The organism is Fundicoccus sp. Sow4_D5 (assembly GCF_052116365.1).
GTDB lineage: Bacteria > Bacillota > Bacilli > Lactobacillales > Aerococcaceae > Fundicoccus.
In genome coordinates this window covers 356,106-376,922 of the sequence record NZ_JBQKLF010000001.1, presented here as the reverse complement: position 1 = coordinate 376,922, position 20,817 = coordinate 356,106, and the positions used below count along the sequence as shown (strand labels likewise).

The following is a 20,817-nucleotide window of genomic DNA, read 5'->3' as shown; positions in this document are numbered from 1 at the left end:
GCTACTCTTCATCTATGCGACCTCATAAGCTGACGAAGTATTAAAGAAAATAGCCCATCTTTTTTGTCTCTTCATCTTCAGAATGAACCCCGAAACCAAGTGCATGATAAAGTGTGACGGCTCTGTTAGCTTTTTGAATGGATAAGGCTAACTGTTGATAGCCTTCTTTTGCTAACTTATGAAGCATATGGTTAATTGGTGATTGTCCTAATTGTTTGCCCCATGCCCTTCTAGTACCGAAATATTCAATTCTGGTGTGTCCTTGTCGATGTGTCCATAACCTTTAACGAGTCGAACTCATACTAAACCAACAATTTCTGCTCCAGCGAACGCTCCAAAGGCATAATCACCTTACTGTTGACCAAACTTAGAGATATACTTACTTAAATCAGGCCTTTCAATTGCTGAAAATGGAATCAGGTTATCAGAAGCTGGTTAAAAATTGCTTCATAAAGAAACTGTTTTAAGACACCTTGCTCAATGCGTTTGATTGCCTTAATCGTGTATTCAGCTGGCATTGAATCTCTCCTTGTTAGTTTTATCTAGAATACTATATCATGAAAGATGGTCAGTTAGTAAGCTTTTCCATTTAAATTATCGGAAGATTCTAGGGTCCCCAACTGCCAATTTGGCACGAACAATCGGCAGGTAGCTAGTTCCCTCACTCATCGACTACATAAAAAAGCTGCTCCTTTTTATAAGGAACAGTCGTGTTAAAATTATCTGATTTTCACTTTGAATAAACCACCTGATAAAGCTTCACCGTCTTCTTTGGCTGTCGTGATATAAAGATATTCTTTCTCACTACCGCCTAAACAACAAGACGTGATGTTAGAAACTGGCATCGGGATTTCAATTAATTGTTCACCCGTTTGGCTATCCCATTTACAAATTCTCTTACCACCGTATTCAGCAACCCATAAATTCCCATCTAAATCGACACACATGCCATCCGGTGAACCACCATCTGTAATCTCCACAACCATTTGCTTGTTCGAGAGATCGGCAGTCATTAAATCATAATCATATTTATGAATTTTATTCGTCGGTGTATCGATGTGATAGAAAGTCCTGCCATCCGCAGACCAACCGAGTCCATTTGATAATGTTAAATCTGTCAGAATTTCCTTATAGTGTCCATTATCAATCACAAACAAACTGGCTGCTCCTTCAAGCGTTTCACCATAACCCATGGTGCCGATTAGGAAACGCCCCTTTGGATCCAATTTCCCATCATTATAACGTAAACGGTCATCCGTGTTCGGTTGCATTAGAAAGGTTCTTTTCTTAGTATCAGGATCAATGGAATATAAGCCATCCTTTTCAGCTGAAAGAATATAGCCACCTTCTGTCAGTACAGCGGCTCCTACCGGGCCACTAGTTGGATAAGTCTGTATCTCAGTTGATTTTTCATTAAATTGATAAATCATCTGATCTTCAATCGATACGAAATATAGTAAATTGTTCTCTTCATCCCAGTGTGGACCTTCTAATAATTGATTGCCAGCATAATAGACTAGTTCTGGTGTTAGATTTTGAGTCATACATTTCAATCCTTTCAAGTTCTAGTGTCTACTTATACTATACATATAAAAGAACGCACACTCCAATGATACAGCCTGAAGTAAGAATGCCTAGTTAGGTATTCTATAATTTCGAGTGAGTAGTGAGTTCTTAAAAAAGCGCTTATAAAAACGATTAATAGCCTTTAACTACTATGACTTCTGCTTCCTCAAGACTGGGCTTTTGAAACTGGTCATAATACTGAGAAGTTGTTTCCTTGCTTAAAATAATATCATTTGGATGCTTACCAGTCCTTAGGCGAAGGCGTTCCAGGACAATCTCTTTAGGTGTCTCAATATATAAAATAAGTGGTTTAATCCCAAACTGTTTTAATAATTGAAGGTACTCTCTTCTGCTACCTACCGACCAGAAAGAATAATCTAGAACGATATCCTTATTTTGTTTAATTAGTAAAATTAGCATAGTATCTAAATAAGCTTTAATTTCTCCTTGAATTTCTTGTGGTAGTGGATGAACCAATAATCCCCTTTTAAACGATTCTGTATCATAAGAAAGTATAATTATGCCGTTTCTTTCAAATTTCTTCGCTAGAGTAGACTTGCCTGATCCCGCAGGCTCGCACATCATGTACACCTAACTCTTCAATTCATCGCCTGCTTGAAAAAGATACTTTAAGTGGTTAATACTTTCCCTGTAATAAGCATTTATTTTATAATAGTTACATATAACGCAAGCAATAGTAAGAAACTGAAAATAACAAGAAATCAGGTAAAACACTGTTAAATTAGTGTTTTACCTGAATTTTTAGAAACTTTTCATAATTTAGTTAAGATAACTTCTAACAATTGATTTATTCAACAATCATTAGTTATCTTATTTCAACCAATTCCATACGAATACAAGCGTAATTGAAGTAATTAATCGGACAATCAGATGTGTCCAATGAAAAGAGTTTGTTGTCACTCCCATGAATACTGCAAAAATGATAAGAGCAATCAATCCAAAATACAATAGCCATTCTGGATCAGTTTTTACCGCTTCAATAAATTTATTTGCTCGTAAATTTTTATCTATCGCACCCAAATTGCCATCTGCTACCGCTTTATAAAATAAATACTCTTCCGATAATTTGCGGTGCTTTATCCCGATTTGTTCTAAATCGGAATTCATAATCCATTTATCATTCAACGGATTCATTTTAACACCTCAACTTCATTCCATTTATTGTCTTTTCTTTAGTTTACTTCTTCTAGTTCGATATCGTCAATCACTACGCGATGTTCTTGTTCGATAACTTTATCTTCCACAGCACCTAACGAAATACTCAACATCGCTTGCAAATCATCTGGTTCTTCCATCGCAAATTCATAACTATACTCTTGATAGTCAGCCTTTAAAGGAACAATCTGTTCTGGCAAATAAGTCGTCCAAACATCATCAGATTTCCCATCTCGTTGCAAAGCATACATAATACTACGATCCACACTACTTTTGGCCTTAAAGGTTAAGCGATAAGTCTTCCCTTTTATTAAAGGAACTTGTTCTTGAATCAATTGAATTTTCCAAGCTTGGTCTCCTGTATTATATATCGTAAAATCAGCTGCATTGTCCTCATTCAAGCTATCCACCACAACCGTTGCATTAGCAGAAGCATCAATAAATGCATTATAACCCGTTAAGCCCGCATCAAAGCTTCCATTTTTAATTAAACGATTTTCTTGCACTTTTACATTATCGACTCTGACTTCATTCACATTATCAAAGTTTAGAATTAGATCGGTATTATCGATCTGATTCTCCTCTAAAGTAAAGCTATAACGATAAGGATTTAACCCTTTTTCTACAGGTAACTCGAATGTAGATTCACCAATCTTACCTTTAAGTGTAAAGTCTTCTTCAGCTTCAATATCTAGGGAAAATTCATACTCTACCCCAGCATCTAATGGTAGCTGCTCTTGCATTAAGGTACTCTCCTTACCTCCAGCAATAATTAAACGGCGACCGTCTTCCAACGGAGAAATAGCTTCTTCAATTGAACCACCGTCCCATTGCCAAAAACCAATATGATAGTCACCCTCTTGGAATTTACCATTATAAACATAATTACCATCTGATAATACGGTTTTACTTTCGGCCGTATCAGAAGCTTCAGTTTTTTCTAAACGCTTCACACTGACGCCTTTTAAGTAAAATGGAGAGGCTTCATCGTAGGCTCCTAGATTAAACTCTAATCGTCCATTTTCATCTGAAGCTTCATTCATTGTAAATTCAAACTCAAACATTTGTGGTTCTGAGGTTAATTCAAGTTCTTGTTCCTCAAAATAACGAATATAACCATTATCTGGACCGGTCAGATTCACTTTAACCAAACGTTCTTGGTCACTCCAAGCCGTGAAGCTAACTTGATATTGATAATTTTGTTCCATTGGCAAATTAGCTTGAACTAACTGCACACTATAATCCACCTCGCCCGCAGAAGTGGTATTAATCGATAACTGATTATCTGCAATACTCGCTTCTGCCTCGCCACCTTGCGTGGTCAAGAAAACCCAATTGTCTTCATCCAATAATTCTTCGCTTTCTGAAAAATCACCATTAACAATGTAGTTGCCTGATTCATCGGCTTCACGTGCAGTAAATTCTTGTAAAGGTTTTTTAACATTTTCATCATAAGTTTCTTTTTGATAAACTCTGACATAATCAATATCAAAGGATTGTCCTTCAAATTCAGTTGAATCATCTGGATAGCCAATCCAACTACCACCTACCGCTAAGTTTAAAGTCACGTAAAATTCTGAATCAAATGGCGCAGGGTAGGTAATTTCACCTTGTCCTTCTGTCTTTGAATACCATTCGCTTTCAGAATGAATCAATTGGCCATCGACAAACCAATTGATTTTTCCAGGTAACCATTCGAGTGCAAATATATGATACTCTTCGTTAAAATCGCCTTTAGTCAATTGCATTTCGCCTTGACTTTCACGATGTGGATTACCGTAATGGATTGTTCCATAACTTTTAGTCGTATCACTACCATGTATTTCCATGATATCAATTTCACCAGCACGCGGCCATTGTCCATAGACATTTTCATCTGCAGACATCAACCAAAATGCAGGTAAATAGCCTTGCCCTTTAGGGACTCTTACTTTCGCTTCAAAAAAACCATATTTAAAATTTTGTTTGTTTTGTGTATTAACACGACCAGAATAATACAGGTCTTGACCATCAACTGACTCTTTTACTGGTTGAATTACTAATTTTCCATCATTTACTTGTAAAACTTTTTCATCATCAATATATTCTTGCCACTCTTCATTTACCCAACCAGGCTCATGCAATTCAACATTCCAATCATCACGATTTAGTTGATCTCCCTCAAATTCATCGCCCCATACAAAGCCATACTCTTCAAAGTTAACTCCTTGCTCTTGGTATTTTTCAAGGTACTCACTAGCGTATTCCACTTTAGATGTTCCTTCATTTGAGCTTTCTGTCGTTGTTGAATCGTCTGATTTAACTTCTTGTGTTTCAATCGATGTTTCTTCCACACTTGTTGAATCCTCTGCTAAGATATTAATCGGTGTTAAATTACCTAATGCCATAATCGATAATAAAGACAACCATTTCTTTGAACTTTTTTTCATCTATAACGAACCTCTTTCTCTATATATTTTTATTCCTTCACAGTTCCTAAAGTAACACCAGCAATGATGTACTTAGATAACAACAGATAAACAATCACAATAGGAATGATAGCAACCACAATCATCATATAAACCTTCGCCATATCGAAGTTCATAAAGTCCGCTCCACGTAAAGTCGCAATTAAAACTGGCACAGTCATTTTGTCTTTTGAGTCAATAATCAATGCTGGAATAAAGTAATTATTCCATGCTCCTACGAAAACGAAAATGGATTGAACCGCAATCGCTGGCTTCATTCCCTCCAAGAAATAAAGCGAAGTAAAGCAAGTTATCGACTGCTTACTTCGCCTTATTAAATATTATTTTACTTGATTATTCTGGCCATTTAATTTCAGTAATTTCTGGATGGCGTTCTTTAATCGCAGTTTCAAAGTTTGCTTTTGCTTCATCAAATGTAACTTGTTCTTGGAAGTAATCGCCAAATGTATTTTGAATTTCTTCCACACACGCTTGGTCATAAGCTGATAATGGTGCTACTTTAATATTTTCGGCAACAGGTGTAAAGTAAGTAAATGGATTTTGTCCACCTAAGAATTCATGTGAGAAGGTATCATCTTCACTTACTTCTTTCATACCGCTTTTAGTATTGGTAAAGTCTAAGTACTCTTTAGAAATCTTCATTAAGTTATCTTTATTTGCTGTTAATTCCATGATGATTTCTTTTGCATGTTCGACATTATCTGTTCCAGCAGCTGCATGAATGTAAGAACCACCCCAATTAAATTCTTGAGGAGGTGTAGTTACTGCCCAAGAATTTGCTTCGCCATTCCAGTTCGGTTTTAATACGAAGTCAATACCCCAAGCTGGTAATAAGAAAGCAAATGATTTAGATTCTGAACTCATCGCTTTATTCCAATCATCATTCCATTGCGCTTTTACTGTCTCATCAAAATAGCCTGCGTCTTTCCATTCTTTAGAATCATTTATCCAATCAAGAATTTTTTGATCGACATTTATAACAGTTGAATCTTTCTCAACCCATGGATGTTCAATCGCATTACCATATAAACGGAAAGTATCAGCATAAGAAGAGAAAACATGATAACCTTTATCTTTTAATTCCTCTGCTGTTTGTTTTAATACATCCCAATTTTCAGTCTTTTTAGCAATTTCTGCTGGGTCATCGGTTCCGAATACTTCTTTAGCGATATCACGACGATACACTAATAGCCCTGGTGTTCCTTGCCAAGTAGATCCTCTTTGAACGCCACTTTGATCAGAAGGTGTTGCTTTAGCGAAGTCAAATTGATCCGCTAAGTCTTTTTCTGGATCAATGCCTAAATCCATTAGTGGCATTGCCACATCAACTGCTTCGTCAACGTATTTATTAACATAGTCAGTTTCAGATAAGAAAACATCTACTTTTTCATCGGCACTAGCGTCTGCTTGTCTTAATAATGCCTCGTCTAATTTTTGTTGATATACACCATCTTGATTAGGATTTACAATCCAGTGAATCTCAGTACCATCTGTTAATTTTGTTACGGTTCCATCTTCAGATGTACTTTCTACTTTAGAATAAACTGCCGTTACACGGTCACGAAATTCATTATTCCATGAATAAATATTAATTACTTTACCTTCTTCAGCATTTACCTTAACTAATGATGCTGCAGACGATAATAAAACTGAACTAAGTGTCAATGCTAAACAACTTTTCGCCAACAATTTTCTCATAAAACCCCTCAAACCCCTCAAACCCCTCCTAATTATTGCCATTAATTACTTAATGTCATTTGATGTCTTTATCATATCAATATTTTATGACAGTGGTTACTATGTTTCTGACTAAAAGAGCATATTAACGACATTAAAGTATCCGCTTACATTATCAAAAAATATATAATTTTAAAATAATCTCAAAATATTCAAATTATAATGTTTATTAGAAACATTATATAAACACCGTTAAAACAGTATTTTACCTGTATTTCCGCAAACATTAATGTTTTATATTTTATTCTTAATAATGTTGATATTTTATCATTATAGCAATAAAACCGCATAAAAACGACATTTTTATCATCAAACAGGTACAAAAAAAGACATTAGAAGATAAATTAATTTTTCATTTCTAATGCCGTCCAATAAAAATAAATTGAAATTGATTAATATTAGTTAATCCATAAATGAATCTAGTCACTTAAAATTTAAATTCGTAAGCTATCTTCCATTTATCTCAATTATTGCTCTAATCTGTTGTATTTTGATAATTAACCGCCGCACCAATTAAGTTCGCATTTTGCAGAAATTCACAACGATCAATCTTAATCTTCAAATCACCTGCACCGTTTGCTTTTAAATAGTGGTCAAGCTTTACTTGGTTAGGGAAACCCATACAAGTAGTCCCGCTTACTATAAAACAATATAGCAACGTTAAAAGGTATTTATACTCAAACAATGGTACCATTGATTGTTTGTATGATTTATTGAGTGTACTTTTAAATTATGCAAAACAAACAATTATATTGAATGGAAAGACTCAATAGACAAAGAATTGAATCGTTTTGAAATAAAGGGGCGAACTTAAAACTCTGATGTATAAAGACTTCGAAATCTCACATCAAAACATGAACCTATCTCCAACTAAGGAAATAGGCTGTTATTAATTCTTATGTCAAATTAGTTTGCAATGTATATTCGAGGCTACCTTAGAATACTTGTGTTTTATGACACACTAATGATTCCATCTGTTGTTTTATAAAAGGAGGTATTAAAATATGATTTACTCTAACGATGAAATTCTTATGGCATTTAATAAAAGTACAGCTTTCTACTTATTAGAAAATTCAAGTGAAGCTATTTACGAAAATTTAAGTGACTTAAAAATAGCGAAGTTAATATTAGATGCATCTAAAGAATTTAATAAAGTAAGTATTGAACTATATAAAAAGACTATCGTTGACACATTGAGAAAAGGTTATATTTTACCTAGTGGTTGTGACGCATCTCATTATAATGATTTATTTGATGCAGCTAAAAATACCACTATGGAAATTGCATATTATAATTATCTCCATAGTGACCCAGGATATCATCAATACCTAACTATAGTCTTAGAAGATATCCAAAAAGAAGCTTTAGTTGGATGGAATAGCTTATTTACGAATATTTTAAATTTAATTAAAGAAAATAATATTTCGTCAACCTTTATGCTTTTAATGTATCCATTGTATTCTTATTCTGAAGCTTTATTTATAAATAAATTCCAAAAAGTTAAAAATATACATGTAGACATTTGGAATATTAAGAGGATTGCAAATAGACAAAACAAACTTTTTAATGAGGATTCGTCCTCTGAGAATGAACTAAATTTAAAAAGCTTGGTAATTGCTACAACTGAATATTTCTTTAAAAATAACTTTGAAAAAAATAAATTCATTAATAGAAATTCAGTTCTACACGGTTACAGTCCACCTAGCGATTTAAAAATTATAGACTTTTATAAGTTAATTCATTACATCGAATTACTTCATTCTATTAATTTTGAAAGTTAGTGATTAACCACTAAAATTTTTACCATAATATTAAAATCAAGTTTAGAGTATTAAATACTTTACTCGAAAAATTTACTCATTGCTCTAAAAGTAATAGTAGCTGGCGCAGATGCTCCAACTGCTATATGAAAAAATATTCTTATTTCACTCATTAATATATCCGTCTACTTATAAAGCTCATAGGTAGTTGGTAAATCTAAATGCATTGTGAAGTAAGTATCAAATTAGTAAGACGAACTCTCGGAGTTCGTTTTTTTAAACTATAAGAATTTATAGTGCTCATTCCATATCCATTGCGCCTTGCTTACCGTTCTGGTTTGCAAGGCCGTAAACAGGTCAATTGTCATAGCTTTCTCTGATTTTGAACAAAGTACAAAGCTGGATAAATCAATATAAAACTTATAAACCCTTATATTATAAAAAAAGCCACCCAGCTTATTGCTGACTGACTCATTATAATGTTTAACGAATGCGACCTTTTCTAAAGCCCGTGCCACCTAACATACCGTAATTTTGATATCCTGCAAATCTAACTAATTGATCTAAGTTTGAAAACCGATTTTCATGCACAAACTTAGATACAATGAGACCTGCAGCTTTAGCATCCGATAAAGCGTCGTGATGCGTTAAAGGTATGCCATAATAATTCGCAATCGTACTTAATTTATAGTTATAAAAGTTCTTTCGCACTGCCCTTGCAAGTTGATATGAACAAGCATATTTAAAGGCAGGTATTTCTAAACCATAGCGATTAAAATTATCTTTCAAAGCGCCCATATCAAACGTTGCATTATGAGCAACAACCGGTCGTCCTCCAATAAAATCTTCAATTTGTTTAGTTATATCATAAAATCTCGGCGAAGAAATGACCTCATGCTCTTGAATACCATGAACATGAATATTCGCCAATGAGAAACTTTCATCTGGATTAATCAGTTGGTAATAACTGTCCAGTATTTCCCCATATTTGAAACGTACCATCCCGATGGAACAAATCGTATAACGATTCTGATTGGCCGTTTCAACGTCTAAGGCGACAAAATCATGCATACAACTACCTCTTTTCTTAATTATCTACTCATTTTAAACTTCTTATAAACGAAAAGCAAACTGGACTCGAAATTGTCTACTTAATCATTATTAATCAATGAATAAATCATTGTAAACGTTTCTTCATCCTCGGTATAAATTTCGAAGCCTAGCGCTAGATACAACGTCAAAGCTCGGTTAGCCTTTTGCACAGATAACGATACTTGTTTGTAGTCTTTGTCTTTTAGTAATTGGAACATACTCTGTAATAATGTACGCCCTATCCCCTTACCACGATATGGGGATAGGATAGAGATATTCAATTCTGGAGTTTTACTATCCACATGCCCATAGCCTTCAACAAGTCGTACCCAAACTAAGCCAATTGGATTTTCTCCATCATAACTTGCAATGGCATAATCGCCTATCAATTGGCCAAATTTATCAATGTATTTATTGAGTTCTGCTGTCTCGACAATCGAAAATGGAAAGAGATTCTTGGGATCCGGTTGAAATAGTGCCTCATAAAGAAACTTTTGTAAAATTTGATATTCAAGTGCATTCACTTGCTTTATAGTGTAATGTTTCAATCCATGTCTCCTTTTATTTGGATTATATTACAAAAAAATGGAACTCAAACGTTCTTTTGAATTATTGAAAAAGATACTTTAAGTGGTTAATACTTTCCCTGTAATAAGCATTTATTTTATAATAGTTACATATAACGCAAGCAATAGCAAGAAACTGAAAATAACAAGAAATCAGGTAAAACACTGTTAAATTAGTGTTTTACCTGAGTTTTTAGAAACTTTTCATAATTTAGGTAAGATAACATCTAACAATTGATTTATTCAACAATCATTAGTTATCTTATTTCAACCAATTCCATACGAATATAAGCGTAATTGAAGTAATTAATCGGACAATCAGATGTGTCCAATGAAAAGAGTTTGTTGTCACTCCCATGAATACTGCAAAAATGATAAGAGCAATCAATCCAAAATACAATAGCCATTCTGGATCAGTTTTTACCGCAAATATCATTAAGCAAAGACTTAACAAAATATAGATTGGATGCGACCAATTGAATTGTTCAACTTTAACTTCTTCCCCAACAGCAATTACAGTAAGTAAACCATACAAAAAAATAAATATTCTAAATAAAATCATGAAATTCTCCTTTACTATTTGATATACTTATCTTAAAAGATGGAGTAAGGTCTATGTCAAGAGAAAGGTAATCAAAATGAAAACAAAAGATATTACTAAGTTATCTGGTTTATCAAAAGATACAATTAGGTTTTATGAAAAATTAGGACTTGTGAAACCTAATAGGGAAAGTTATTCCAGAGAATATGCAGATGATGATTTAGAAAGAATAGAACAAATTAAACAATTAAAAGGTTTAGACTTTACGCTTTCTGAAATAAAGTTGCTTGTTGATATTGATGAAAAATATCAATCAATTGATGAAATCCACTCAATGACACATGATGATTATCAAGAAATCATCCAACTATTAGATAATAAAGTAAACTACTTAGAAGAAAAATCTAAGATGATTGAAGCTGGCTTGTCTAGGCTAAAAGTTATGCAAGAAAAAATTAAAAGCATAAATAATGACAGATGAACTAATATTTAGTAAAAGATTATTAATCTTATAACACAGCTTTAATTATGGCCATAATAATAACCTTTCAAAACTCAACTATGTAAATAGTAGTTGAGTTTTAAAAGGTTTAAATATACTCTTTTGAGATTGTTATTGAACAATTATTGTTTCAATAGTTTAGTATGGAGATGAGGGGGCTCATCTAATCCCCCTCGCATCAACGTTTGTAGTTATATAGTAATGGTTTTAGTAATGGTTTGTACTCAATTTTCACTCATACGCCTATGTTTTATGTATGATTTTTTATTTCGTTTCAAAATGATCCTAAATAACGTACCGAGTCATATTTACCCGCGCTACTTATAACTTTGTTACTATTTTTTATTTTCTTCAATAGACTTAGCAATCTGTTCAAGTTCATAATCATACTTACGCGCTTCAAACCTTGGGTATATATCAAAAGTAGAAAGAAAATCAAATGAAAGTGACAAGTTAAATGAAATGATGTTTCAAGCTTTTGGTCCTATGCTAACCGATCCTAAAAATTTGGCAAGATTAGCTAAGTTGGGAAATAGCCCTACTGAAGAAGAAGTTATAGAATTCCTTAAAGGAAATTAAAAAATATTAGCTAACTGAAAATAACATTATAAATTTGAACACAATGAAAATTTATGTTTATTGTTCCTTGATTTCATAAAGCATAGGCGTGTGCGTGAATGAAAGGAAAAGATAATAATGATAAAGAAATATAAATTAAAAAATTGCGACACTCGATATATGTTTCATTCATACATTGGACTTGATCCAGTGACAAATAAAGATGTGTATCGTAAACGAAGTGGTTTTAAAACGAAGAAAGAAGCAGAAATTGATAAAGCAAGACTAATTAATGATTTTAATAAAAATGGTTTCCCATCTCAGAGGAAAAGAAGTACCTTTAACGAGATATATGAACTGTGGTTAGAATCTGAATATAAAGATAATGTCCAAGAGTCTACACTCAATAAAACAATGCGTGACTTTAAAAATCACATTGTCCCCTCTTTTGATGACATGAACATTCGTGAAATAAAACCCGATCATTGCCAGTTTGAATTAAATAAATGGCGTGATAAGCTAGTCAATTACAGACGTATAAAGAACTATGCGAACCGTATATTCGATTATGCAGTAAGAATGGATATCATCGATAGCAATCCTTTTGATAAAGTTACTGTACCGAAACGGATTGAGACGATTGACGAAAGTGAATTTGAGAATTTCTATACCAAAGAAGAATTAAACGAGTTCTTAGAATACGTTAAAGAAGATTTAGACCTTAATTGGTATACGTATTTCAGGCTATTAGCGTATAGCGGTGCTCGAAAATCAGAACTACTGGCTCTTAAATGGTCGGACATTGATTTTGAAACATCTACCCTCAACATCAACAAAACACTTACTAGGGGCTTAAATAACAAGATTATCATACAACCTACCAAGACAGTGAACGGTAGAAGAGTTATTGATATGGATAATGACTCAATGAGACTTTTAAAGCAATGGAAGATGCATCAGGCTCAATTCATGCTGAAACTCGGCTATAATACTAATTCACCCGATCAGCTTGTATTTTCAAATTCTAGAAACAATTTCTACTCTATTAATGTGCCGAATGACCGCATGAGAAATGTGCAAAAGCGTAATGGACTCAAGAGAATTACTGTTCATAGGTTGCGACACACGCATTGTAGTATCCTCTTCTCTATGGGCGCTTCAATAAAAGATGTACAGGCTCGCCTAGGACACACGGATATTCAAACAACTATGAATATCTATGCTCACGTTACAAAAGAAGAAAAGAAAGACACAGCAGATAAATTTGCAAAGTTTATGGAAAACTAAAAGGGGTAATTAGGACTATGGGAATGTCAAATTTTTATAAAAGGCTTCGAAAAAAAGTTGGTAACGAGTTAATTTTCATTCCAAGTGTGGCAACAATTATACGAAATGATCATGGAGAAATTTTACTGCAAAATAAAGGAAATGGTGAACACTGGAGCTTACCTGCTGGTGCAATTGAGCCTGGAGAAGCTCCGGCTGAAGCCATTGTTCGTGAAGTATGGGAAGAAACGGGTCTATCTGTCATCCCAAAAAAGTTATTAGGTGTTTTTGGCGGGAAGGAATATCGCTATCAATACCCCAATGGGAATAAAGTGGAATATAACATCTTCTTATTTGAAAGTGCGATTCAGAAAGGACAGCTTAATCCCAATGATAATGAAACTAAAAAATTACAATTTTTTAGTCCAAGTAGTATGCCAGAACTAGCACTTCCCTACCCTAAAGATTTATTTATATACGACGAAAAAAACAATCCATATTTTCAGTGGGATGAGCAGTGGTTAAAAAAATTACCAGAGCACAAATAAACCTGAAATCTTATAAAATGAAACAGATTATTAAAGAAATTTGTATTTAATTTTTTTGAAGTAATCAATATGTTGTGAATAATAAAAAAACCATTACCATTTTTCGAGCAGTAATGGAAATGGTAATGGTTGGTAATGGTTTATAGCAATCGTAAGCAATGTTTAGAAATTAAAAAAGGCTTCCCACCAGCCTTTAGAAGCTGGTGGGAAACCTTAGTAAAGCTATAATGGAGATGAGGGGAGTCGAACCCCTGTCCAAATATCTCGCCACTATCAATTCTACGCCAATAGTTTTTCTATTTAAAGTTTAGCTCTAATTTAGCCGAAAAACTGGCATCAATTATCGCGAGTCTGGTAATCTCTTACTTAACTTGCAGACGGAAAGTTAAATCGTAACCCACTTAATTTGAGACCAGGACCCGAGCACATGGGCGATGCCGGACTGATCTTCACTCGCAGTTCTTAGGCTGCTAAAGCGAAATTGTTGTTTGTTGTTTTTGCAGTTATATTTAACTGTTAGCGTTTTTAGCAAGTCGCTGCCTTGCTGGCGCATCAACAGCTCGACAATACCTGTCGAAACCATGACATCCCCGTAGGACTTATAGTATATCATGTCATAAAAACTATGTCAAATATAGTCAGGTAAGGTCAAACTCCATTAATATCTAATTCTAACACTATGTTTTCAAATTAGCCCTAACTTACGAAAAGCAAGTCAGAGCCTATTTCTATCCTATTTTGTTCAATATTATAACTCAATAACGTCTTTCATATCATACAAACCTGGCTCCACAGTCATCAAGAAGTGAGCTGCTTGTATTGCGCCCCGCACAAATAAATCCTTAGTGCCTGCTCGATGTGTCAACTCAAGAGTCTCTTGGTTGTTGGCAAAAAGAATGGTATGTTCTCCCACAATATCTCCTCCACGAATGGCATGTACGCCTATCTCAGAATGAGGTCTAGCATATTCAAGACCTTGTCGACCACCAAGGACAGATGTATTTTCATCGATAGTGTCTTGCACGGCGTCAAGAATCATTTTAGCCGTGCCACTTGGAGAATCTTTTTTATAGCGGTGATGCTTCTCGATTATTTCTATATCGTAACCTAAAGGATAAAGAATTTTTGTCATTTGAGCCACCAGTGCTTCCATGACATTGACACCAATACTTGTATTGTGCGTATCCACAATGGCTACTTGCTGGCTTGCTGCTTTAATTAAAGCTTCTTGTTCTTCTGTTTGACCCGTCGTTGCCAACATCAGAGGTAATCGATGTTCCTTGGCAAAAGCTACTACTTGATCCGTAATCTTAGGTGTCGAAAAATCAATCATGACATCTACTAGACTGCGATTTTCAGTGAGGTATGCTCCCATCGCTTCAAAGGAAGTAAACACTTGATAATCTGCTTGATCATTAGGCTTATCTTGCAAGACAACGGTCACCTGATCACTCGTATGAGCGACGTACTGGATGACAGCTTGTCCCATCGCCCCACTCGCGCCTACTAATAATATATTCATTTTAAACCCTCCAAATGTATTTGCTTAGTTTTTACGGTAGCTAGCCACTAACTCGTCATATTGAGAAAGGGTAGCTTTGGTTTCATCACTTGGCTCAACAAGAGGTAATCGGTAACTATTCTGTAAGTACCCTAGCTTATGGACAACGTATTTAACTGGAATTGGATTACTCTCAATAAAGAGAGCCTGATTGATACCAGCTAATTTTTCCGTTAATGCTTCTGCCTCTTCAATTTTCCCTTCAGCAAACAACTGGTATTGAGCGTGTAATTCTCTTGGTAATACGTTAGCAGTTACTGAAATGAAGCCATCGCCTCCTAATTTAAGGATATCTAAGTTAATATCATCATTACCTGAGTAAATCGCAAAATCAGCCGGTAATTGCTCTCTTAAGGCTTTGGTATACTCTAAGTCACCTGTAGCATCTTTAATCGCTACAATGTTTGGATGCGCTGATAATTCAACCACTTGTTCAACGGTTAAAGTCGCGGCAGTTCGTCCGGGTACGTGATAAAGAATAATTGGTATGTTCACTGAATCTGCAATGGTTTTAAAATGAATTAACATGCCGCGTGTAGATGTCTTATTATAGTAAGGTGTTACGATTAGTAAAGCATTCGCTCCAACCCTCTCTGCTTGTTGACTCAACATAATCGCATGCGCCGTATCGTTGATTCCAGTTCCGGCAATAATTGGTAAACGACCAGCGACGTGGTCAACTGCAAATTTAATCAATTCAATTTGTTCACCATCTGATAAAGTTGAACTTTCACCAGTTGTTCCCGTAATTACGAGAGCATCCGTCTCGTTTTCTAAATGAAAATCAAGCAAACCTTCAAACGCTTGCCAATCAATCTCGTTCGTTCTTTCATCAAATGGCGTAAGAATTGCTACTGCTGACCCTTCATAAATTAACATACTAATTCCTCCTTATTATTAAAAAAGCTAATCACAATCATTTTATATTTCTCTCATAGACATTTCTTCAAAACTTTCACGTTTGACTGTCAAATAATGCTTTTCATCATTCACGTGAATCATCGCTGGCCTAGGAATTCGGTTATAGTTACTTGCCATTGAATAATTATAAGCACCAGTCCCATTCACTAATAATAAATCCCCTGTTTCCAATATCGGTAATTTAATCTCTTCAATAATTTTATCGCCACTCTCACAGGCTTTACCCGCAATTGTATAAACTTTTTCTTGCGGTTTATCCGCTTTATTAACAGCAAGCGCCTCGTATTTAGCCTGATAAAGTGCTGGACGAATATTATCATTCATACTACCATCGACAAAAGCGTAATCTTTACCACCTGCCGTGTGCTTCAAATCTCCCACTTCATAAAGAGTACTACCAGAGGCATTGACCAAGGAACGACCGGGTTCAATCGTTACTTTTTTTAAATCAATCGCCAAAGCTTGTGCTTCTTGATGAACATATTCCATAAAATCAGGAAGAAAATCAATCACATCAAATGGTTGATCTTCTTGTGTATAATACACACCAAAACCGCCTCCAAAGTTAATTTCTGAAATTAAAATACCTAAACGTTTTTGAACCTCAGCTGAAAAAGTTAATAATTCACTGGCGGCTTTGTAGAACGAATCTGCTTCAAAAATTTGGCTGCCAATATGACTATGGAAACCAGCAAATTCTAAATGCGGCGAAACAACCATTGACTGGATAATATTATAAATCTCAGGGTCAAAGACACTTTCTCCAAACTTAGAATCTAAATTTGCTGTCATGATGTATTCATGCGTATGCGCTTCAACACCAGGATTCAAACGAAGTAATACGCGTTGTTTAGTTTCAAACTCCGCAGCAATTTTACTAATACGTTCAACTTCCATTCGGTTATCCACTACTATCGTTCCCACACGTTTATCAATCGCATAACGAATTTCTTTATTGAGCTTATTATTACCGTGAAAATACATACGTTTTGGATCAACGCCATGACGCACTCCAGTATAAATTTCACCGGCACTCACGACATCTTGTCCTATATCTAATTCGGCAATAATACGAGCAACCGCTTTAGTTAACAAGGCCTTAGATGCAAAAAGTACATCCGTTTCAAAATAAGTAGATTTTACTGCCTCTCGATAAGCCAAAATACGCTCACGAAAGCTTGCTTCATCAAAAATATATAATGGCGTTCCATATTGGTTCGCCAACTCAACATAATCATGGCCCGAATGTTTCAAGCGCCCCCCTATAATACTCTGGTACTTTTCTAATCGCATTCGCTACTCCTCACCCTTCTATTTATTTATAAATACAAAAAGAGACCACGAACAAAAGGTTCGACGGTCTCACTCACACTTGGCTTTTAACAGGCCACTTTATTTCTTGGAGTTAACTTTCCTTTTGCCCGGTATTTGCTTGCTCTTCGTAATTAACTGGGCAGTTAATTACAACAGTGGTCAACCTATTATGGTTAGCCCCCAACGATTACTCGTTTCGGCGATATCCCCTTTCCAGAAATTCATCTGTACTCTTGTCAATCGCGCCTCGCCCAAAAACCTTTTATATTTAACTGAACCTAGCATAACAAGCATTCAAAAGTTTGTCAACGCACTTCCTTCGAACTCTCATAATAATCACATTTAAAAACAACGCTAACACAACGTTTCCGTGCTTATGCTTATTTTTATTAATTTACAATGAAATATTTGCTTGACATTTATCCTCTAAATCTTTAGGGTTAACGATAACAACTTGAATTTGAAAGGAGTTTCCAACATTGAAAAAACAATATAATTTAGCGGTGTGTGGCGCCACCGGTGTTGTGGGACGTAAAGTGATAGAAGTATTAGAAGAACGTGATTTTCCTGTCGCAAATCTTAGCCTTTTTGCATCAGCAAGATCAGCTGGTCAAACCATTGATTTTAAAGGTGAACCGGTGACGATCCAAGAATTGACAGAAGACTCGTTAAAAGCACCGATTGATATTGCGATTTTTTCAGCTGGTGGAGATGCATCTAAACACTATGCCCCCTTTGCTGCAGATAATGGAGTCATTGTTATTGATAACAGTTCAGCTTGGCGTATGGATCCTAAGGTGCCGCTTGTGGTACCCGAGGTAAACCCAAATGCGTTAAACAGCGGCTCTAAGATTATCGCTAACCCCAACTGTTCAACTATTCAATCCGTCGTACCCTTGGGTGTACTTAAACCTTATGGTATTAAACGTGTCGTATATAGTACTTATCAAGCTGTTTCGGGTGCTGGTCAAAAAGGCATTGCAGACTTAGAAAACAATACAACGAATAACTTTCCTTACTCAATTAACGATTCTGTTATACCACAAATCGATGTGTTTTTAGATAACGGTTATACCAAAGAAGAAGTTAAGATGATTGAAGAAACTCGCAAAATATTAGAGTTACCCGACTTACGAGTTACTGCAACAACCGTTCGTGTGCCAATTAAAAATTCTCACGGTGTTAGCATTAATATTGAACTCGAAAACGCCTTTGATTTAGAGCAAGTCAAAACTGAATTCGCCAATCACAGTGGCTTGGTAGTTGTCGATGACACGGCCAACTTACGTTATCCTCTTCAAAGCGAAGCTAATGACAAAGACGAAGTCTTTATTGGTCGCATTCGCCGTGATGACTCCTTAGAAAATGGCCTTAATATTTGGGTAGTAGCCGATAACATCCGCAAAGGAGCGGCAACAAACTCTGTACAAATTGCAGAAACACTCATTAAAAACAACTTAGTATAAACAAAAACGCGCGTCAGCTAAAAAAACTGACACGCGTTTTTATATGATTATTTTTTTAAGCCTTGTGGCCGTTTTAAAGCTGTTAGGATTATCGGCACTAAAAGCCCCGCAAGAATCATTTCAGGCACACCATTTGCTAAGACAATGCCTCCTAGAATATTCCATAACGTTTCCATTGAAGCGTCTTGTATTGTTAAATACTCGTTGCGTCTAAACACGACAATCGCACCTAAGACAAGGATAGTATTAAAAAGACTACCTAAAACTCCTGAGATCGCTGCATTTACTTTAAATGAAGTCGTTTTATTTAAGATGTAATGTGAGATTAATCCCACCAATAAAGGCATTAATAATCGTGGCAAAATCGTCACAAAAGGTGAATTAAAAACATACAAGTACATTGGTGACGTAGGCATGACGTACGCTCTAATCAAACTATTAATACCCCAAACTCCACCAACAATTACACCAGCTTTTGTACCTAAATATAATGTGGCTACTATAACGGTCACGTGTATAAATGTAATCGCTAAGGGGTAAAGGGGAATAGTGATATTGCCTAAAAATGGCACCCAGGATTGAAGAATGATGATTGCAGCAAATAAACTGATTCTCACCATTTCTTTCGTTTTATTATTTGAATAACTTGTCATAATCTTCCCTCCGGCAACTGGTCATCGCTTAATTAATGGCGATGCCGTCCTTAGAATAAATATAATATGGTTCTTTCAATTTTTCATTTAAAGTAATCATTAAATCATGTTCATCGAAAAACCACTCATCAGTATCTTCAATAAAGAATAGTACACCGTTATCAGCTTCAAAAGTAGCTATCGGAGTCATCGGTTCAACTGGATCAATGGCCAAACCAAAGCCTTCTCTTACCGGACTACCTCCATAAATTTTAGCTTTAATACGGATTCCCGCACCTTCACGAATTCCCACCTCATCTTTAAACCAATTTGCAGCTTTTTCATCAACAGTTAGTTTCATTAATATACTCCTTTCAATAAAGGTTTCTCAATCATTATACCTTAATTCAACTAAAAAGAAAATTTAGGCTTATTGAAAACAATTAACTGTCACTTTTCTTTATGTTTAAATTAAGCATTTATGGGGGGATTATTTAATTAACTCATTTTGAAAAGCATAAATAGTTGCTTGTGTTCGGTCGACAACTTCTAATTTCGACAGAATATTTGATACATGAGTCTTCACCGTTTTTAAGGTAATGAATAACTCATCTGCAATTTCTTGGTTTGAATAACCTTTAGCAATAAGTAATAATACTTCTAACTCTCGACTCGTTAAGTCATCATGTAAATGATGTTGACTTTCTTTGGCATCACGCGCTAAAATTTTATCTGTCACTTCTGGAACAATCACATTATCCCCAGCATGTGTTGAACGGATCGCATCCGCTATTTCCTTAGCAGAGGAGGTCTTCAAGATATAGCTTGAAGCACCCGCTTCAATGGCTGGGTAAACTTTTTCATCGTCTAAGAATGATGTCACAATAATTATTTTTGCCTCAGGCCATTCTGACATGATTTTCTGTGTTGCTTCAATTCCATCCATCACATCCATCACAAGATCCATTAAAATGATATCAGGTCTTAGATCCATTGCCTTCGTATACCCTTGTAAACCATTCTCTGCTTCATCAATTACTTCAATATCTGATTGAACCATCAAATAAGAAGAAACGCCTAATCTTACCATTTCATGATCATCAACTAATAAAACTTTTATCATATCTTACATCCTATCTTTAG

At 35.1% G+C, this 20,817-nt stretch carries 22 protein-coding genes, 1 other RNA gene and 1 riboswitch; of the genes, 5 read left to right on the top strand and 18 right to left on the bottom strand.

The window, feature by feature from the left end; all coding sequences use genetic code 11:
• Positions 1 to 40 precede the first annotated feature (40 nt).
• From ACTQ45_RS01870 to ACTQ45_RS01835, 8 genes are all read right to left on the bottom strand, one after another.
• Positions 41 to 187, bottom strand: coding sequence for a hypothetical protein (locus tag ACTQ45_RS01870; protein ID WP_441762803.1), 147 nt, complete (start codon positions 185 to 187; stop codon positions 41 to 43).
• 532 nt (positions 188 to 719) lie between these two features.
• The gene (locus ACTQ45_RS01865) at positions 720 to 1,544 is read right to left on the bottom strand and encodes an SMP-30/gluconolactonase/LRE family protein (protein WP_441762802.1); all 825 of its coding nucleotides are present in this window, start codon (positions 1,542 to 1,544) and stop codon (positions 720 to 722) included.
• A gap of 154 nt (positions 1,545 to 1,698) precedes the next feature.
• Complete coding sequence (locus ACTQ45_RS01860) at positions 1,699 to 2,151, bottom strand: AAA family ATPase (RefSeq protein ID WP_441762801.1); 453 nt, start codon at positions 2,149 to 2,151, stop codon at positions 1,699 to 1,701.
• 246 nt (positions 2,152 to 2,397) lie between these two features.
• On the bottom strand, positions 2,398 to 2,712 hold the full coding sequence (locus tag ACTQ45_RS01855) for a hypothetical protein (protein ID WP_441762800.1): 315 nt from the start codon (positions 2,710 to 2,712) through the stop codon (positions 2,398 to 2,400).
• 47 nt (positions 2,713 to 2,759) lie between these two features.
• Complete coding sequence (locus ACTQ45_RS01850; RefSeq protein ID WP_441762799.1) at positions 2,760 to 5,171, bottom strand: carbohydrate binding domain-containing protein; 2,412 nt, start codon at positions 5,169 to 5,171, stop codon at positions 2,760 to 2,762.
• A 29-nt stretch (positions 5,172 to 5,200) separates the two neighbouring features.
• The gene (locus tag ACTQ45_RS01845; protein ID WP_441762798.1) at positions 5,201 to 5,476 is read right to left on the bottom strand and encodes a hypothetical protein; all 276 of its coding nucleotides are present in this window, start codon (positions 5,474 to 5,476) and stop codon (positions 5,201 to 5,203) included.
• A 67-nt stretch (positions 5,477 to 5,543) separates the two neighbouring features.
• Positions 5,544 to 6,908, bottom strand: a complete 1,365-nt coding sequence (locus ACTQ45_RS01840; RefSeq protein WP_441762797.1) for a carbohydrate ABC transporter substrate-binding protein — start codon at positions 6,906 to 6,908, stop codon at positions 5,544 to 5,546.
• 514 nt (positions 6,909 to 7,422) lie between these two features.
• Positions 7,423 to 7,569, bottom strand: coding sequence for a hypothetical protein (locus ACTQ45_RS01835; protein WP_441762796.1), 147 nt, complete (start codon positions 7,567 to 7,569; stop codon positions 7,423 to 7,425).
• A 382-nt stretch (positions 7,570 to 7,951) separates the two neighbouring features.
• Between ACTQ45_RS01835 and ACTQ45_RS01830 the strand changes: the two genes are divergently transcribed.
• A complete protein-coding gene (locus ACTQ45_RS01830) occupies positions 7,952 to 8,728 on the top strand; it encodes a hypothetical protein (RefSeq protein ID WP_441750225.1) in 777 nt (258 codons plus the stop codon).
• Between the two features lie 462 nt (positions 8,729 to 9,190).
• Here the strand turns inward: ACTQ45_RS01830 and ACTQ45_RS01825 are convergent, their stop codons facing one another.
• The 3 genes from ACTQ45_RS01825 to ACTQ45_RS01815 form a co-directional block, all read right to left on the bottom strand.
• Positions 9,191 to 9,778 carry a 3'-5' exonuclease gene (locus ACTQ45_RS01825; protein WP_441750223.1) on the bottom strand — a complete coding sequence of 196 codons (588 nt, stop codon included), beginning with the start codon at positions 9,776 to 9,778 and terminating at the stop codon, positions 9,191 to 9,193.
• 80 nt (positions 9,779 to 9,858) lie between these two features.
• Positions 9,859 to 10,347: a GNAT family N-acetyltransferase gene (locus ACTQ45_RS01820; protein WP_407090318.1), complete on the bottom strand. Its 489-nt coding sequence runs from the start codon at positions 10,345 to 10,347 to the stop codon at positions 9,859 to 9,861.
• 280 nt (positions 10,348 to 10,627) lie between these two features.
• Entirely contained in the window at positions 10,628 to 10,927 is a 300-nt protein-coding gene (locus tag ACTQ45_RS01815; protein ID WP_441762795.1) for a hypothetical protein, read from the bottom strand.
• A 76-nt stretch (positions 10,928 to 11,003) separates the two neighbouring features.
• Here ACTQ45_RS01815 and ACTQ45_RS01810 point away from each other — a divergent pair, with 76 nt between their 5' ends.
• From ACTQ45_RS01810 to ACTQ45_RS01800, 3 genes are all read left to right on the top strand, one after another.
• Positions 11,004 to 11,387, top strand: coding sequence for a MerR family transcriptional regulator (locus ACTQ45_RS01810; RefSeq protein ID WP_441762794.1), 384 nt, complete (start codon positions 11,004 to 11,006; stop codon positions 11,385 to 11,387).
• 717 nt (positions 11,388 to 12,104) lie between these two features.
• The gene (locus ACTQ45_RS01805) at positions 12,105 to 13,253 is read left to right on the top strand and encodes a tyrosine-type recombinase/integrase (protein ID WP_441762793.1); all 1,149 of its coding nucleotides are present in this window, start codon (positions 12,105 to 12,107) and stop codon (positions 13,251 to 13,253) included.
• Positions 13,254 to 13,276: 23 nt separating this feature from the next.
• Positions 13,277 to 13,780 carry an NUDIX hydrolase gene (locus tag ACTQ45_RS01800; protein WP_441762792.1) on the top strand — a complete coding sequence of 168 codons (504 nt, stop codon included), beginning with the start codon at positions 13,277 to 13,279 and terminating at the stop codon, positions 13,778 to 13,780.
• Positions 13,781 to 14,005: 225 nt separating this feature from the next.
• On the opposite strand, the gene ssrA is transcribed toward ACTQ45_RS01800, so the two are convergent.
• The 4 genes from ssrA to lysA all read right to left on the bottom strand — a co-directional run bounded on the left by ssrA (position 14,006) and on the right by lysA (position 17,555).
• Positions 14,006 to 14,372, bottom strand: a transfer-messenger RNA (tmRNA) gene (ssrA, locus tag ACTQ45_RS01795).
• A 156-nt stretch (positions 14,373 to 14,528) separates the two neighbouring features.
• The gene (gene dapB, locus ACTQ45_RS01790; protein WP_441750218.1) at positions 14,529 to 15,302 is read right to left on the bottom strand and encodes a 4-hydroxy-tetrahydrodipicolinate reductase; all 774 of its coding nucleotides are present in this window, start codon (positions 15,300 to 15,302) and stop codon (positions 14,529 to 14,531) included.
• A gap of 24 nt (positions 15,303 to 15,326) precedes the next feature.
• Positions 15,327 to 16,220 carry a 4-hydroxy-tetrahydrodipicolinate synthase gene (gene dapA / locus ACTQ45_RS01785; protein ID WP_441762791.1) on the bottom strand — a complete coding sequence of 298 codons (894 nt, stop codon included), beginning with the start codon at positions 16,218 to 16,220 and terminating at the stop codon, positions 15,327 to 15,329.
• A gap of 42 nt (positions 16,221 to 16,262) precedes the next feature.
• The gene (lysA, locus tag ACTQ45_RS01780) at positions 16,263 to 17,555 is read right to left on the bottom strand and encodes a diaminopimelate decarboxylase (RefSeq protein WP_441762790.1); all 1,293 of its coding nucleotides are present in this window, start codon (positions 17,553 to 17,555) and stop codon (positions 16,263 to 16,265) included.
• Between the two features lie 131 nt (positions 17,556 to 17,686).
• Positions 17,687 to 17,835, bottom strand: a riboswitch (Lysine riboswitch).
• 220 nt (positions 17,836 to 18,055) lie between these two features.
• On the opposite strand from lysA, the gene ACTQ45_RS01775 reads away from it, so the two are divergent.
• Positions 18,056 to 19,042: an aspartate-semialdehyde dehydrogenase gene (locus ACTQ45_RS01775; RefSeq protein ID WP_441762789.1), complete on the top strand. Its 987-nt coding sequence runs from the start codon at positions 18,056 to 18,058 to the stop codon at positions 19,040 to 19,042.
• A gap of 47 nt (positions 19,043 to 19,089) precedes the next feature.
• Here the strand turns inward: ACTQ45_RS01775 and ACTQ45_RS01770 are convergent, their stop codons facing one another.
• From ACTQ45_RS01770 to ACTQ45_RS01760, 3 genes are all read right to left on the bottom strand, one after another.
• Complete coding sequence (locus tag ACTQ45_RS01770) at positions 19,090 to 19,695, bottom strand: ECF transporter S component (RefSeq protein WP_441750214.1); 606 nt, start codon at positions 19,693 to 19,695, stop codon at positions 19,090 to 19,092.
• A 28-nt stretch (positions 19,696 to 19,723) separates the two neighbouring features.
• Positions 19,724 to 20,035, bottom strand: coding sequence for a HesB/YadR/YfhF family protein (locus ACTQ45_RS01765; RefSeq protein WP_441762788.1), 312 nt, complete (start codon positions 20,033 to 20,035; stop codon positions 19,724 to 19,726).
• A 129-nt stretch (positions 20,036 to 20,164) separates the two neighbouring features.
• On the bottom strand, positions 20,165 to 20,797 hold the full coding sequence (locus tag ACTQ45_RS01760; protein WP_441750212.1) for a response regulator: 633 nt from the start codon (positions 20,795 to 20,797) through the stop codon (positions 20,165 to 20,167).
• Positions 20,798 to 20,817: the final 20 nt, after the last annotated feature.